General features: G+C 70.4%; 16 protein-coding genes and 1 pseudogene. 2 read left to right on the forward strand and 15 right to left on the reverse strand.

What is annotated here, in order from left to right; translation table 11 throughout:
• Positions 1 to 146 precede the first annotated feature (146 nt).
• The 7 genes and pseudogenes from FB563_RS31405 to FB563_RS31435 all read right to left on the reverse strand — a co-directional run bounded on the left by FB563_RS31405 (position 147) and on the right by FB563_RS31435 (position 3,516).
• A complete protein-coding gene (locus tag FB563_RS31405; RefSeq protein WP_142219114.1) occupies positions 147 to 383 on the reverse strand; it encodes a hypothetical protein in 237 nt (78 codons plus the stop codon).
• A 118-nt stretch (positions 384 to 501) separates the two neighbouring features.
• Positions 502 to 768, reverse strand: a complete 267-nt coding sequence (locus FB563_RS31410; RefSeq protein ID WP_055705316.1) for a DUF4235 domain-containing protein — start codon at positions 766 to 768, stop codon at positions 502 to 504.
• A gap of 5 nt (positions 769 to 773) precedes the next feature.
• Positions 774 to 1,220 (reverse strand): DUF3618 domain-containing protein, encoded by a 447-nt coding sequence (locus tag FB563_RS31415; RefSeq protein WP_055705306.1) that lies wholly within the window; start codon positions 1,218 to 1,220, stop codon positions 774 to 776.
• Complete coding sequence (locus FB563_RS31420; RefSeq protein WP_055705307.1) at positions 1,217 to 1,588, reverse strand: phage holin family protein; 372 nt, start codon at positions 1,586 to 1,588, stop codon at positions 1,217 to 1,219. Before FB563_RS31420 ends, FB563_RS31415 begins: the two co-directional genes overlap by 4 nt.
• A 230-nt stretch (positions 1,589 to 1,818) precedes the next feature.
• Positions 1,819 to 2,367 (reverse strand): phosphatase PAP2 family protein, encoded by a 549-nt coding sequence (locus FB563_RS31425; protein ID WP_055705308.1) that lies wholly within the window; start codon positions 2,365 to 2,367, stop codon positions 1,819 to 1,821.
• 55 nt (positions 2,368 to 2,422) lie between these two features.
• Positions 2,423 to 2,626, reverse strand: a pseudogene (locus FB563_RS31430) (ribonuclease BN); the annotation flags it as partial.
• Positions 2,627 to 2,778: 152 nt separating this feature from the next.
• Complete coding sequence (locus FB563_RS31435; protein ID WP_055705310.1) at positions 2,779 to 3,516, reverse strand: VOC family protein; 738 nt, start codon at positions 3,514 to 3,516, stop codon at positions 2,779 to 2,781.
• A 630-nt stretch (positions 3,517 to 4,146) separates the two neighbouring features.
• Here FB563_RS31435 and FB563_RS31440 point away from each other — a divergent pair.
• The gene (locus FB563_RS31440) at positions 4,147 to 4,485 is read left to right on the forward strand and encodes a hypothetical protein (RefSeq protein ID WP_055705311.1); all 339 of its coding nucleotides are present in this window, start codon (positions 4,147 to 4,149) and stop codon (positions 4,483 to 4,485) included.
• A 190-nt stretch (positions 4,486 to 4,675) separates the two neighbouring features.
• On the opposite strand, the gene FB563_RS31445 is transcribed toward FB563_RS31440, so the two are convergent.
• Positions 4,676 to 5,269: a hypothetical protein gene (locus tag FB563_RS31445; RefSeq protein WP_055705312.1), complete on the reverse strand. Its 594-nt coding sequence runs from the start codon at positions 5,267 to 5,269 to the stop codon at positions 4,676 to 4,678.
• A gap of 171 nt (positions 5,270 to 5,440) precedes the next feature.
• Between FB563_RS31445 and FB563_RS31450 the strand changes: the two genes are divergently transcribed.
• A complete protein-coding gene (locus tag FB563_RS31450; protein WP_055705313.1) occupies positions 5,441 to 5,986 on the forward strand; it encodes a DUF4232 domain-containing protein in 546 nt (181 codons plus the stop codon).
• An 854-nt stretch (positions 5,987 to 6,840) separates the two neighbouring features.
• Here FB563_RS31450 and FB563_RS31455 read toward each other — a convergent pair.
• The 7 genes from FB563_RS31455 to FB563_RS31485 form a co-directional block, all read right to left on the reverse strand.
• On the reverse strand, positions 6,841 to 7,068 hold the full coding sequence (locus FB563_RS31455; RefSeq protein WP_055705314.1) for a DUF5133 domain-containing protein: 228 nt from the start codon (positions 7,066 to 7,068) through the stop codon (positions 6,841 to 6,843).
• A gap of 675 nt (positions 7,069 to 7,743) precedes the next feature.
• A complete protein-coding gene (locus FB563_RS31460; RefSeq protein ID WP_055705189.1) occupies positions 7,744 to 7,914 on the reverse strand; it encodes a DUF5670 family protein in 171 nt (56 codons plus the stop codon).
• 231 nt (positions 7,915 to 8,145) lie between these two features.
• Positions 8,146 to 8,376 (reverse strand): hypothetical protein, encoded by a 231-nt coding sequence (locus FB563_RS31465; protein ID WP_055705190.1) that lies wholly within the window; start codon positions 8,374 to 8,376, stop codon positions 8,146 to 8,148.
• A 163-nt stretch (positions 8,377 to 8,539) separates the two neighbouring features.
• Positions 8,540 to 9,694 (reverse strand): XdhC family protein, encoded by a 1,155-nt coding sequence (locus tag FB563_RS31470; protein ID WP_055705191.1) that lies wholly within the window; start codon positions 9,692 to 9,694, stop codon positions 8,540 to 8,542.
• A complete protein-coding gene (locus FB563_RS31475) occupies positions 9,687 to 11,825 on the reverse strand; it encodes a xanthine dehydrogenase family protein molybdopterin-binding subunit (RefSeq protein WP_055705192.1) in 2,139 nt (712 codons plus the stop codon). The genes FB563_RS31470 and FB563_RS31475 overlap by 8 nt, the downstream gene beginning before the upstream one ends.
• The gene (locus tag FB563_RS31480) at positions 11,822 to 12,814 is read right to left on the reverse strand and encodes an FAD binding domain-containing protein (RefSeq protein ID WP_055705193.1); all 993 of its coding nucleotides are present in this window, start codon (positions 12,812 to 12,814) and stop codon (positions 11,822 to 11,824) included. The genes FB563_RS31475 and FB563_RS31480 overlap by 4 nt, the downstream gene beginning before the upstream one ends.
• A complete protein-coding gene (locus FB563_RS31485) occupies positions 12,811 to 13,392 on the reverse strand; it encodes a (2Fe-2S)-binding protein (protein WP_055705212.1) in 582 nt (193 codons plus the stop codon). Before FB563_RS31485 ends, FB563_RS31480 begins: the two co-directional genes overlap by 4 nt.
• Positions 13,393 to 13,445 lie beyond the last annotated feature (53 nt).

The following is a 13,445-nucleotide window of genomic DNA, read 5'->3' on the forward strand; positions in this document are numbered from 1 at the left end:
GGCGCCGATCTCCTAGGCGATCTCGGCCGGCACCGGCTGTGGAAAAGCACGTTCAATGCCGAACCTGGGCTCTGGCGCGAGGCTGGAGCCGCCTGCTGGATCCGCATACTTGCGCCGGGGCATCGCCGACTGGGTCCACGGCCGGGTCACTCGGGTGGGTCGGCGCGTGTTTGGAGCTGCTGCCAGCAGTGGTGGACGTGCTGTTCAGCCTCTCGCACGGCGCAGGAGGCGGCATCCGCGAGCGCGGCCACGGTCTTGTCGGCGCGGGGTGCGGTGTGACCGCGCACCGGGTGGGCCAGGCGGGCGACGCGTCCTCGGCCCCCCTGGTGGAGGACGACTGCCCGGGCGACCAGGATCGTGGCGATGACTGCTGCAGCGGTCATCGCAACAGCTGCGTGCTGATCGGACATGGCTGTGAGGGGTCCTTCGTGGGGGTACTGGCCGGGGCGATGGGAGGGCTGGTATTCGTGTCCTACCGGCCCTCCCGCCTCCTCATGCACCTCAGCCGGGCCAGGTTCCGGTCAGGCGGCGGACGACGATGGCGCCGGCGCGGTCGACGGCCGCTTTGACTCCGGCGAAGATCGCACCTTGCAGGGTGGCGGCGAGGAGCACTTCGCGCCAGGCGCGGTCTTCGTCGGTGGCGTCCGGGGCGTCCTCGTCGTGGCCGAGCATCTTCCACGTCTGCTTGAACAGCGCTCCCGCGGCCATGCCGCTGACGGCGCCGAGCGCGAGACCAACCGGCTTGTAGGCGATCTTCGAAGCCTTCACCCGGTTCACCCCTTCCGGCGGCAGGCCAGCCACACCACGACGGCCACACCCGCTGCCGCCAGCAGCACCTTGCGGTTGTCACGCGCCAGCTGCGCTCCCTGGGCGGTCTTCTGGCGCACTGGCTCGGGCGCCTTCTCCTGCCATAGCTGACCGGCCTGGGTCGCCTTCGCCCGGGCCTGCTCGGCCGCCTTCGCGGCCTTGTCCTTGACCGGATCGGGCAGCTGGTCCTGCGCCTGGTGGGCCAGGTCGGCGGCCTTCGCCTTGAGTTCCCCAACCTTCAGGGCGGCTTGTTCCTTCAGCTCGCCAGCCTTCTCCTGGGTGCGCGCCCTGACGTCGGTCTTCGCTGCGAGCGCCTCGACCGTCTCCCCGAGCTCGGAACGGGTCTGCTCGACCTGCTCGCGCAGTTCCTCGGGGCTGGAGGCGGTGGGTTCGTCGTGAGGCGGCTGGGTCATCGGTGTGCGCTCTCCTTGATCTCGGCCACGTCGGCCTTCACGTTCTCGACCGTCTGCTCGGGCGTGGGCGGCGCGGCCCGGTCGACCTGCTTCTTTCCACTCATGGCCATCACCGCGGCGATCACACCCAGCACCGCTGTGACGATCAGCCCGGCCGCCCACACCGGAAGCGCCACCGCCAGTGCGGCGACCACGGTGGCGACCAGCGCCTGCGCCATCAGGAAGCCGACAACGCCGGCGCCGCCGAACAGGCCGCCGCCCTTGCCGTAGCGCTTGCCCTTCTCCTTCATCTCCGCCTGTGCCAGGCGCAGTTCGCCGCGCACCAGCTCGGTCAGCTGCTGCGAGGCCCGCTGCACCAGCTCGCCCACCGGCTCCTGGCCCAAGCGATCCGCGCTGGGCCGGGACCCGGCATGGTGCGGCTGCGTGCTTGACACCACGGCCACCTCCTGTCCCTCTCAACTTCCTGCAGGCCGGACTGCGTCATGCGCCCGACCATCCGACGAGTGCGCGAGTACCCCGAGCAGGCGAGTTCAGGACGGGCGGTATGGCAGGCGTGTCTGCCTGCACCCGCCAGTCCGCCCGGCTCTCCCCCAACCGGCTAAGGCCAGTGGCGCAGGATCAGGCGCGGAGCGCGCCGGGCGAGCCAGGCGCTGGCCAGGCCGATGGCGGCACCGGTGGCCACGTCGCTGGGGTAGTGGGCGCCGCTCTGCACCCGCTCCAGCGCCACCATGGCAGCCGGCACCGCGCATAGTGCGCTGGCGGCCGGCCAGGCGGTTACCACGGCGGCGGTGAAGGCCACCGCGGCGGCGGTGTGTCCGGAGGGGAAGGAGGAGGAGTCGGGGCGGTCGTCGACCTCGTCGTGGGGAAACAACTCCTTCGGCGGCCGGGGCCGGTCGGCCACCTGCTTGCACAAGCCGTTCGAGATCAGTTGGGCGATGACCAGCGCGGCCAGGCCAGTTGCCGCTGCTTTGCGGCCGCGCCACCCGCCCAGCCACGCCATCGCGGCCGCGGCGCCGCACCAAAGCTTCGTGCTCTCCGCGATCTCCTCCACCACTGAGAGCACCTTGCCGGCGCGGGGCGGGATGCGGCAGGCAGCCTGCTTGGTCAGCGACCGATCAGCATCACGCAACCCTGCCAGAAGCCTCATGGAGAGCTGGTATCCCGCAGGTCATCGACATATTCCCAAGATCGTCAGGTGGCGGTCAGACCTCACCCAGCCGACGTCGGTCGTCCTCGTCCCACTTCCGAATGTCGCGAGGCTGGGTGTACGGCTCGGTGTCCGGTGGCAGGCCGCCCGCGATGGCCCGCTGGCGTACGGTCTCGGCGTCGAACTCCAGGCCCAGCAGGACGGCCAGGTTGGTGATTCGCAGCCAGACGAGGAACACGATGACGCCGGCCATGGTGCCGCCGCCGGGCGCCACAAGCGAGAGGCCGCAATGGGCAGCCGGTTCACGCGCTGGCTCACCGGGGACATCATCCCCGTACCCGGCGCCATGGGCGGTTGACGCCACGCGGTCTTCGCCCCTGCCCGGGAACCGGCCGGAACCGTTGCTCAAGGTCAACGAGGGCTGAGCAAACAGAACTCGTTGCCCTCCGGGTCGGCCAGAACCGTCCAGGAGACTGCGGACCGGTCCATATCAGGGTTGGTGGCGCCCAGCGTGCGCAGTCGGGCTGTCTCGGCAGCCAGGTCGTCACCGGGGTAGGGGCAGACGTCGAGGTGGACGCGGTTCCACACACTCTTGGTGTCGGGGGTGCGGAGGAACTCCAGGTAGGGGCCCACGCCTCTGGAGGAGCGCATGGTCGCGTGGTCGTCGGTGACCTCGTGCAGGGTCCAGTCCATCGCCTCGCCCCAGAACCGGGCCATCTCTCGTGGGTCGGTGCAGTCGACCACCACCCTGGCAATCGGCCCGGTGTCCTGGTAGATCGGGCGGGGCTCCAGGACGCAGAACTCGTTACCTTCCGGGTCGGCCATGACCGTCCAAGGGACGTCGCCCTGACCCACGTCGGTGAGCGTCGCGCCGAGATCCTTCAAGCGCGCGACCAACTCCGCATGTTGGGCGGTCGTAGTGGTGGCCAGATCAAGGTGCACGCGATTCTTGACCGTTTTGGGTTCCGGGCGGGCGACAATGTCGATGCAGACGGCCACGGGGTCGGGGTAGGCGAACCCGACGGGTTCGAGGTTGGTCACGCCGGGTCCCTCGCTGTCGACACCCCAACCCAGTGCCTCCGCCCAGAACCGGCCGAGCGCGGAGTCGTCATGGGCCTTCATGTTGATCTGCACAAGTCGTGTTGCCATGCCGCAGATCCTAGAAGCTCCGCCAGCCCAGGCCACCGCGATCAGGCATGGCCTCGACCAGGTGCTGGCCGCGGTCGCGTTTGCCGAGACTTCCGACCGAGGCGAGTCCTCGTGAACGAAGGCAAGCCCCGACACCGACGGCACTGACCGATCGAATGCTGCTCAAGCCTCCGGCATCCTGGTGGTGGAGGCGGTGTCGAAGGCCCGCCAGGCCGGTGCCCGAACTGCCGCGGCAGGCCCGTCGTGTACACAGCACGTATCAACCGCCCTGGGTGACCGGCCGTCGGGCTCACGTCGGGTCATCGCCCGGCTGCGAGTGCGCCGGTACGTCTGCGACCGGAAGAGTCGTTCCCGTACGACGTTCGTCGTACAGGTGCCGGGTCTGTCCACGCTACTGCCGGACCAGTACCGGGCTGGCGGACTGGCTGCGGTCGAATCGTGATCCAGCTCGGCGGCCGTCCGGCCCTGGCTGTGTCGGTCGTCTGCAGATCACCGCGGGCCGGACCCGGCTGCTCAGGCTGCTGACGGCGCCGGACTGTGCGCCGCGGGTGCTGAGAGTGGACGAGTTCGCCTTCCACAAGGGTTGCACCTACGACACCGTGCTGGTCGACGTCGGAGTCCGGCCAGGTCGTGGACGTGCTGCCCGACCGCACCTCCGAGACGTTCGTGGCCTGGCTCACCACTCATCCCGGCGCCGAGATCATTTGCCGGCACCGAGCGAGCACCTGCACCAAGGCGGTCAAGGAAGCCGCCCCCAACACCCTGGCCTGCCGTTCCGCCCTCCTTCTGACTCGCAGCGCCGTTCAGGCCCTGCACTGGGATGTGCTGCGCGCGCTCAGCCACCCGGACCAGGTGATACGCCGCGCGCAGTGGGACTACTGCCACATGCGCGGCGCGCCGCAGGCACTCGCGGAGGCGCTGGGCAGCACCGAACTCGTTGTCCTGGGCAGGGTCGATCGCCCGTTCTGAAGCCCCACCCATGCTCTGGAAGAGCTCTCCCGAGGCAGCACGGCACACACCGGCCCGGAGCACCACGTGCGGACGGTCAGGCGCGGCTCACGGAAGATCCAGTACCAGCTCATCCACGGCTGTCCGGCCGAGACCGGGCTGACCACTGCTTCGCCCTGATCGCGTTCGACCTCGGCACTTCCTGAACGCATCAGCGAAGGTCGCGTGGTCCGCGAGCGGTGATCGGTGGGCCGCCGTCCTCCGGCAGGACGACCAGGAACCGCCAGAGGTCGTGCTCAACGTTCGCCAACCCGATCGTCGCCGCGGACGCGAAAGCCTCGGCAGCGGAGTCGGCGCCGTCGGTCAGCTCATCGAGCCTTGCGTAGAACTTCGCCAGATCTGTGGAACGGCCGTTGATCCACAAGCGCACGTTCGCCCCCAGGCGAAGGGCAGCGAGCAACTCGTCACGCGTCGTACTCGGAGCCGAGTCCAGGACTCGGTCGTGAAGGCGCTCCTGGACGCATGGCTGTGTCGGGGCCGCCTCGGCCTCCTGGCGACACCGTCGGCACGACTGCACAGCGTCGGCGACGAGCAGGTGCAGATAGTGAGTGGTATGCCGTGCCGAGATGCCGCACAGCGTCCCGCGCGCCCCCACCGCATGCTCCACACCGGGGACGCCGTTCACCTCGCAGACACCGAATCTGGCCGGTTCCCGCGCTGTTGCAAACGACCAGCCATCATTCGGGGCATCGAACACGCCGACGAGCATGCCACAGCCGTCGCTCGCTTGCTCAGCCACCGACATCGCGAGTTCAACCTGAGTAGCAGCGCGAGTTCTCTTACGCACGGCCGTAGTTGGAGCAGGGTGACGTTCTCCGGAACGCGGAACCGCAACTCGGGCATTGCGCGTCCTCAGGTGTGTAGGCGCGCACTGACCTCGCGCGCCGATTCGTATTCGAGGGGAACCGAAATCTTCATGAAGAGCAATCTGACGGCCCTGGCCCTTGCAGCGATCGTCGTCGCCGGCACTGCCGCGGCCGCCGTCCCGGCCTCGGCCGCCCCCGCCAGGGCCGCCGCCCCGGCCCGCTGCCACACTGCCGACCTGAAGGCAGGCTTCGCCACGGGGGATGACGCGAAGCCGGAGATGGGGCAGGCCAAGAAGCAGACGCAGGCGTACATCTGGTTCACCAATCGGAGCAAGCACACCTGCACCCTGTCCGGCTTCGCCGGTGTCGACATGGTCGGCGCTCAGAAGACCGACGGCACCTGGTCGCTGGCGCGCTCCTCCAAGAAGCCCGAAAAGATCACCCTGGGGCAGGGGGACACGGTGGACTTCAGCATCACCCTGCTCCCGGTGGCCAGGTCCACCCCGCAGAAGGAGAAGTTCGTCCCGGCGAAGTTCCTGGTCACCCCGCCGAACGAGACAACGCACTTCACCCTGAAGTGGCCGTTCGGTGGCCAGATCCTCAAGCAGGACGGCGCCACCCGCCCGGGTACCTACGTCAACCCGGTCGGCGTGTAACCAACTCGACGGCCTCTGAGCTCCCTTCAGCGTCACTGGTGGCCACCGACGGACTGCCGGGATGGAAGCCTACGGAATTCGTCGGGGACGCCCCGAGGCGTGCAGCGAGAGTTCGTGCCCTCCGAGTGCCCGAACTTTTCATGCTCCGATTGCCGAGAAGACGTCGAACGGCCGCACCCATACTGAAGCCCCAGGTCGCCGACCTGGGGCTTCAAGAAGAGCGGGTGACGAGAACGGAACTCGCGCTCTCAGCTTGGGAAGCTACGGCACGCGGACCGCTCCGCTGCAGTGGGGCACCTGCGGGTGCGGGACATCCCCGGCACATCGGCTTGCGGATGCACATCCCCTATGGGGGCGTACCTGGTCTGCGGGTGATACCCACGGTGCGCCGCGATTGCCTCCGCCGGTCAGGTGGGGCCGTCCGGGCTCCGGGAGGAGGCCGTGTCGCCGGTCATCGCCCCGATCGCGTCCTTGACGAGCAGCACTCGCGGCGGGTAGTCCTGCGCTTTGTGCCCCGGGGTCGTCCAGCACGGGGGTGCGCCCCCGCCTCCGGATCGGCGACCGCGTACAGGTGGTGCGGGATCCCCGGGGGGTGGTCGATCCGGAATTCGACTTGCTCGTGCGTGCCGCCCGGACCGGTGTCGTGTTTGCCGTCGTGTCGGAGATCGCCCTGATGGTCTCCTCAGTCTTGGCCGTCGCAGTCGGCGCGGTTGTTCACATCGTCGGGCCGCAAGTGTGCGGGCACCAGCGCGCTGCGACAGACTGGACGTACGGCCAGTTGCCGAGGAGACCAAGGGTGGGTGTCACAAACGATATGTGTCTCCGATCGACTACGCGTCAGCTGCCAAACCAGGTCAGGTTGCAAGGAGGGAGTCGTCCTCGACACGTGCACCGGGCAGCCGGTGCCGGGCTGCGATGAGCGCGGCGTCGATGTCGCTGGTACCAGTCGACACACACAGCGTGTAAGCAATGTCGTCCATCCGCCGCCGCACCTCCTCATGGCCCTCCTCCGCCTGCAGAACACACAGCGTCTCGTACTGCTCGATCAAGTTCTTCAGCACTGCGGGGTGCGCCATGAGCATCACAAGCCTCCCTTGCAATCACCAATCTCTGCGCCTTACACCGAGCCATGTGCCCCGCTTCCCGGACACCATTCCCACGCTGTCCAACCACGCGGCGTGAGCTCCGAGCCGGCACGGACTCAGCCAGAGGCGCACGTCGGACCGTCGGGCGCTTCGCCCGCACTGCCGAGTGCGCCGGCCCCGTCGTGTGAGGGCTCCTCTGGACACGTCTTCCGCTGAAGTGGCCCGCCTGCTGCACTGCTCAGCCGCCACCGCAGGCCGATGAGTCTGCGCCTGTTCCCGCCCACGGGATATCGGCTGCTGCTTCAAGTAGTCCGCTGCGGCGGCCTTGTTCAACGCGTCGACAGAGCCCGCCGCGTCACAGCCCCTGGCGCCGGACAGCCGCGCCGCCCGGCGGGCAACACCGGCCTGCGCCGAACACACTCGCACCACGAAAGGGCCGGTGTCGGCCCAAGTGGGGCGCTCAATACGGCAGCTGCTGTGCAGCGGCCCGGCAGAGACGGGGGCACAGGGTTCCGCTGCTGTCTCTGCGGTGCCGGTGCATGGCCCGCATACCCTGCGATGCGTCCGATACGTCCGGATCCTCTCCGACTCACGCCGGTTGAGGTGCCTCAGGTGAGTGGGGCCCGGCCGTATGGCCGGGCCCCACTCACGCTCGCGCTCAGGTGCTTTCGTCTACCAGCGGTACCAGCGGCCCCGGCGGCCACCGCTGTCCGCGGACCGGACGACGAAGCCCAGCAGCCACACGATGAGCACGATCACCGCGATCCACCACAGCGCCTTCAACGCGAAGCCCGCGCCGAAGAGGATCAGAGCCAGCAGAAGAACCAGAAGCAGGGGAACCATCGATATCAACCTCCTGGCCACCGGATGCCCTTACTCCAGGCCTACAAGCACACAAAACAGGAGTTACTTCTCTGGCGTGAGGGGCATATGCGTGCTGCGCGTCATGCACGGTTCCCCCCATTTCACATCTCACTCCCCGCAGCCATGCAGGGCGTTTCACCCAAGGTGTAGCCATGGCCCTGGGTTTGTCGGCACAGTGCCGGGTCATGCGCAGCCGGCACCCGGTACCGGCTATCCGGGGGCGCGAGCGGCATGACCGCCGACGACAAGGCAGGCGCCAGAGCCGAAAAGGCCGACGGCGACCAGGCTCACGAAGACTCCGGCGCTGGTTGAGCCGACGATCGGGATGAGGTCCATCAGCGCGACGGGTCCGGCGGCCTGCCACACAGCGGCGAGGATGCGCTGGTGGTCCGGCGGGAGCATGGTCTCTTCCACGTCCGGCTCGCGGTACGGAATCAGCATCACCGATCTCCACCCACCTGCCCATCGGCGCGGCCGAGGCCCGCTCGTCGGCGAGTTGTTCACTCACCCGCTCCAGGACCCGCTCGTCCAGTTCCGCACGCCGTGCGGTGAGCCGTTCCAGCAGCTCGGGATCATGCACCGGAGTGCGCGCCTACGGGTGAGCTCACGCCGGCGCGCCTATTCCCCCCGTCGCTCCGGCGGTCCGAAGGTCGCGGTGGATCGGTGTCCGGCAGCCGGTCAACGGCAAGCCGGTGCCGCCCCGTCTGGCGGCGACGATCTCCGCGGCGATCGACAGGGCGGTCTCCTCGGGCGTACGGGCACCGAGGTCGAGGCCGATCGGAGAGCGCAGCTTGGCCAGCTCCCGCTCGGTCACGCCCTCGGCGCGCAGACGCCGGTTGCGGTCCTCGTGGGTGCGGCGCGAGCCCATCGCGCCGACGAAAGCCACCGGCATGCCGAGGGCCAGCCTGAGCAGGGGCACGTCGAACTTCGCGTCGTGGGTGAGGACGCACAGGACCGTGCGGGCGTCGGTTCCGGTGCGCCGCAGGTAGCGGTGCGGCCAGTCGACGACGACCTCGTCGGCGTCGGGGAAGCGGGCCCGGGTGGCGAAGACCGGTCGGGCGTCGCACACGGTCACGTGGTGGCCGAGGAACTTTCCGGCCCTCGCCAGCGCCGAGGCGAAGTCCACCGCGCCGAAGATGATCATGCGGGGCGGCGGCACGTTCGACTCGACCAGCAGGGTGAGACCGCCGGGGCAGTGCGAGCCGTCAGCGGAGATCTCCACCGTGCCGGTGCGGCCCGCCTCCAGCAGGGCACGGGCCTCGGCCGCCGCCGTGCGGTCCAGGTCCGGGTGCCCGCCGAGAGCGCCCTTGTGCGTGCCGTCCTGCCGCACCAGCAGGGCGCTGCCCAGGAGTTCGGCCGTGCCGCGGACGACCCGGGCGAGAGCCGCGGACCGGCCCTGGGCGGCGGCCGCCACGGCCGCCGCGAGGACCGGCCGGGCGGGCGCCTGGCCAGAAACCGGCGTCACCAGCACCTCGATCGTGCCGCCGCAGGTCAGTCCGACGGCGAAGGCGTCCTCGTCGCTGTAGCCGAACCGTTCAAGCACGCTCTCCCCCGTGCGCAGCGCCTCCAGGCACAGGTCGTACACCGCGGCCTCGACGCAGCCGCCGGAGACCGAGCCGATGACGGTGCCCGCACCGTCCACGGCGAGGGCGGCGCCGGGACCGCGCGGTGCGCTGCCGCCGACGGCCACTACGGTGGCGACGGCGAACTCCCGGCCCTCGTCGATCCACCGGTCCAGTTCCTCGGCCAGGTCAAGCATCAAGCGCTCCCGCTGCCGCGGTCAGGACCCGGTCCGGCCGGATGGGCAGGGCGCGGTGGCGCACGCCGGTCGCATGCCAGACCGCGTTGGCGATGGCGGCCGCGGCGCCCACGATGCCGACCTCGCCGATACCCTTGATGCCGACTGGGTCGTTCGGGTCGGTGTCGTCGATCCAGTCGGCCTCGACGTGCGGGACGTCGGCGTGGGTGGCCACGTGGTAGCCCGCGAGGTCGGCGCCGACGTGACCGCCCGAGGCGCGGTCCCGTACGGCCTCCTCGTGCAGCGCCATGGAGATGCCCCAGATCATGCCGCCCACGAGCTGGCTGCGCGCGGTGAGCGGGTTGACGATCCGGCCCGCCGCGAAGATCCCGAGCATGCGCCGCACGCGCACCTCGCCGGTGGTGACGTCCACGGCGACCTCGGCGAACTGGGCTCCGAAGGAGTGGCGCTCTGCGGGCGCGAGCGAGCCGATGGCCTCGGTGGTGTCCGAGCGCACCGTGATGCCCTCCGGGGGGATGGCGGCGCCCAGACCCAGCCTGTCGCGCAGTTCCTCGGCCGCGGCCGTGACCGCCCAGGACCAGGAGCGGGTGCCCATGGAACCGCCGGCGATCATCGCCGGTCCGAAGTCGCTGTCACCGATGCGGACGCGGACCCGGTCCGGGGGCACGCCCAGCGCGTCGGCGGCGACCAGAGTGAGCGCGGTACGGGCGCCGGTGCCGATGTCGGCCGCGGCGATCCGCACGGTGAAGCCGCCGTCCGGGTGCGCGGTCACGGTCGCCGTGGAGGGCGCCGCGCCCGCGGGGAAGGACGCCGCCGCGGTGCCGGTGCCGAGCAGCCAGCGGCCGTCCCGGCGCAGGCCGGGGCGCGGGTCCCGGTCTGCCCAGCCGAACCGGCGGGCGCCCTCCCGGAAGCAGGCGGCCACATTGCGGCCGGCGAAGGGCAGCCCGGACACCGGTCCCCGCTCGGGGTCGTTGCGCAGCCGCAGCTCGACCGGGTCGATGCCGCTCTTCTCGGCGAGTTCGTCGAGCGCCGCCTCCAGCGCGAAGGAGCCCGGCGCCTCACCCGGGGCCCGCATGAACGTCGGGGTGGGTACGTCGAGCCGGACCACGCGGTTGGCGGTGTGGTGGGCGTCGGCGTCGTACATCACCCGTGCCACCCCGGCGCTCGGCTCGACGAACTCGTGCACGGTGGAGGTGAGGCCGAGGGAGCTGTGCTCCAGCGCGCGCAGCCGACCCTCGGCGTCGGCGCCGAGCCTGACCCGCTGGATGGTGGGACTGCGGTAGCCGGCCAGCGAGAACATCTGACTGCGGGTCAGGACGACTCGCACCGGGCGCTGCAGGACGGTCGCGGCCATCACGGCGGCCACCTGGTGGGCCCGTACGCCCTTGCTGCCGAAGCCGCCGCCGACATGCTCGGAGCGCACCCGCACCGATGCCGGGTCGAGCGAGAAGAGGTTCGCGAGTTCGCCGATGACCCAGGTGGCGCCCTGGTTGGAGTCGACCACCTCGAGCCGGCCGCCGTCCCAGTGGGCGGTCGCCGCGTGCGGCTCCATCGGGTTGTGGTGCTCTTCGGGGGTGCGGTACTCGGCGTCCACGACGATGGCCGACGCGGCCAGTTCGGCGTCCAGGTCCCCCTTCTCCGTCACTGCCGGCATGTGCCCGTCCACCGGGTAGGCGCCGGGGTGGTCCGCAGTGAAGTCGATGTCGTGGGGCTCCTGTTCGTACGTCACCACGAGCTTCTCGGCGGCCTCCCTGGCCTGCTCGGACGTCTCGGCCACGACCAGCGCCACCGGCCAGCCCAGGTGCGGCACCCGGTCGTGCTGGAAGACGGCACAGGTCGGGTCCGGCTTCATGCCCATCAGACCGGTGTAGTCGGTGTTCACGCGCAGGGCGTTGCGGTGGTCGAGGACGGCGAGGACGCCCGGCATGGCGAGGACGGGGTCGCTGTCGATGGCGCGGATGCGGCCACGGGCGACCGTGGAGAGCACCAGCCAGCCGTGTGCGAGGTCGGCGAAGGGGATCTCTCCGGCGTAGCGGGCCGTGCCGGTGACCTTGTCCCTGCCCTCCACGCGGGTGTGGGCGGTGCCGACCGAGCGCGTCTGCGTGTGTGTCGCGGTGGTGACGGTGGTCATCGGGCGGCCTCCTCTGCGAGTCCGGTGAGCTCGGCCACGACGAGGTTGCGCATGAGGGTCACCTTGTATCCGTTCTGGGGCAGTGGCCGTGCCGCCGCCAGTTCGGCGTCCGCCGCGGCGGCGTAGGTCTCTGCGTCGGCCGGTGCGCCGATCAGGACGCGTTCGGCGGCGAGGGCCCGCCAGGGCCGGGAGGCGACGGCGCCGAGGGCCAGGCGCGCGTCGCGTACGACGCCGTCCCGCACGTCGAGCGCGGCCGCGAGCGAGCCGATGGCGAACGCGTACGAGGCGCGCTCGCGCACCTTGCGGTAGCGGGAGTTTGTGGCGACCGGGACGGGCGGCAGGACGACGCCGGTGATCAGGGCGCCCGGCGGCAGGGCGGTCTCGCGGTGCGGGGTGTCGCCGACGGGCAGGTAGAAGTCCGCCAGGGACGTCTCGCCCGACCCGTCGGCGGTCTCGAAGTGGACGACCGCGTCGAATGCGGCGAGCGCGACGGCCATGTCGGAGGGGTGTACGGCGACGCAGTTCTCCGACGCGCCCAGGATCGCGTGGTTGCGGTGCTCGCCCTCGACGGCGGGGCAACCGCTGCCCGGGACACGCTTGTTGCAGGGCTTGGTGACGTCGGTGAAGTAGCCGCAGCGGGTGCGCTGGAGCAGGTTCCCACCGACCGTGGCCATGTTGCGCAGTTGTCCGGAGGCGCCGGCCAGTACCGCCTGGGCCAGTGCCGGGTAGCGGCGGCGGACCTCGGGGTGCGCGGCCAGGTCGCCGTTGGTGACGGTGGCGCCGATGCGCAGGCCGCCCTCCGGCGTCGGCTCGATCTGATCCAGCGGGAGTTCACGGATGTCGACGAGCCGGGCAGGGCGTTCGACGCCGGACTTCATGAGGTCGACGAGGTTGGTGCCGCCGCCGAGGAAGCGGGTGTCCGGATCGGCGCCGAGCAGCGCCACGGCGCCGGCGACGTCGGACGCCCGCCGATAGTCGAACTCCCTCATGCCACAGCCTCCTTCGGCTCCGTCCCCAGGCCCGCGCGCCCCGCGTCCGGCTGCGCCTCGGCCGCCCGGGCCACGGCCTCGACGATCGAGACATAGGCGCTGCAGCGGCACAGATTGCCGCTCATGCGCTCGCGGATCTCTTCGGCCGTCAGCGGCGGTGGTCCGGCCTCGGGCCGGATGTCATCGGTGACGGCGCTGGGCCAGCCCGCCGCGTGCTCCTGGATCACCCCGATCGCCGAGCAGATCTGTCCCGGAGTGCAGTAGCCGCACTGGAAACCGTCCAGGTCGAGGAACGCCTGCTGCACGGGATGCAGCTGATCGCCCTCGGCGACGCCTTCGATGGTGGTGATCTCCCGGCCCTCGGCCGCCACGGCCAACTGCAGGCAGGACACGGCCCGGCGGCCGTCCAGCAGGACCGTACAGGCGCCGCACTGTCCCTGATCACAGCCCTTCTTCGAGCCGGTCAGCGCGAGGCGCTCGCGCAGTGCGTCGAGCAGGGTGGTGCGGTGGTCGACGGGCAGTGTGTACTTCTCGCCGTTGATGTTCAGGGTGATGACACTGGACGTCGATGAGGCCATGAGCAGCTTCTTTCGCATTTCCAGGGCAGATGGGGCGTTTCAGCAACCGGAGT

Source organism: Streptomyces puniciscabiei, assembly GCF_006715785.1.
In the GTDB taxonomy this organism is placed as follows: Bacteria; Actinomycetota; Actinomycetes; order Streptomycetales; family Streptomycetaceae; genus Streptomyces; species Streptomyces puniciscabiei.

Coding starts and splice junctions, on each gene's coding strand:
- FB563_RS31415 (WP_055705306.1), bottom strand. CDS start 1,220: ATGACCCAGCCGCCTCACGACGAACCCACCGCCTCCAGCCCCGAGGAA.
- FB563_RS31435 (WP_055705310.1), bottom strand. CDS start 3,516: ATGGCAACACGACTTGTGCAGATCAACATGAAGGCCCATGACGACTCC.
- FB563_RS31450 (WP_055705313.1), top strand. CDS start 5,441: ATGAAGAGCAATCTGACGGCCCTGGCCCTTGCAGCGATCGTCGTCGCC.
- FB563_RS31455 (WP_055705314.1), bottom strand. CDS start 7,068: ATGCTCATGGCGCACCCCGCAGTGCTGAAGAACTTGATCGAGCAGTAC.
- FB563_RS31475 (WP_055705192.1), bottom strand. CDS start 11,825: ATGACCACCGTCACCACCGCGACACACACGCAGACGCGCTCGGTCGGC.
- FB563_RS31445 (WP_055705312.1), bottom strand. CDS start 5,269: ATGTCGGTGGCTGAGCAAGCGAGCGACGGCTGTGGCATGCTCGTCGGC.
- FB563_RS31485 (WP_055705212.1), bottom strand. CDS start 13,392: ATGGCCTCATCGACGTCCAGTGTCATCACCCTGAACATCAACGGCGAG.
- FB563_RS31460 (WP_055705189.1), bottom strand. CDS start 7,914: ATGGTTCCCCTGCTTCTGGTTCTTCTGCTGGCTCTGATCCTCTTCGGC.
- FB563_RS31470 (WP_055705191.1), bottom strand. CDS start 9,694: ATGCTTGACCTGGCCGAGGAACTGGACCGGTGGATCGACGAGGGCCGG.
- FB563_RS31480 (WP_055705193.1), bottom strand. CDS start 12,814: ATGAGGGAGTTCGACTATCGGCGGGCGTCCGACGTCGCCGGCGCCGTG.
- FB563_RS31425 (WP_055705308.1), bottom strand. CDS start 2,367: ATGAGGCTTCTGGCAGGGTTGCGTGATGCTGATCGGTCGCTGACCAAG.
- FB563_RS31465 (WP_055705190.1), bottom strand. CDS start 8,376: ATGCTGATTCCGTACCGCGAGCCGGACGTGGAAGAGACCATGCTCCCG.
- FB563_RS31405 (WP_142219114.1), bottom strand. CDS start 383: ATGACCGCTGCAGCAGTCATCGCCACGATCCTGGTCGCCCGGGCAGTC.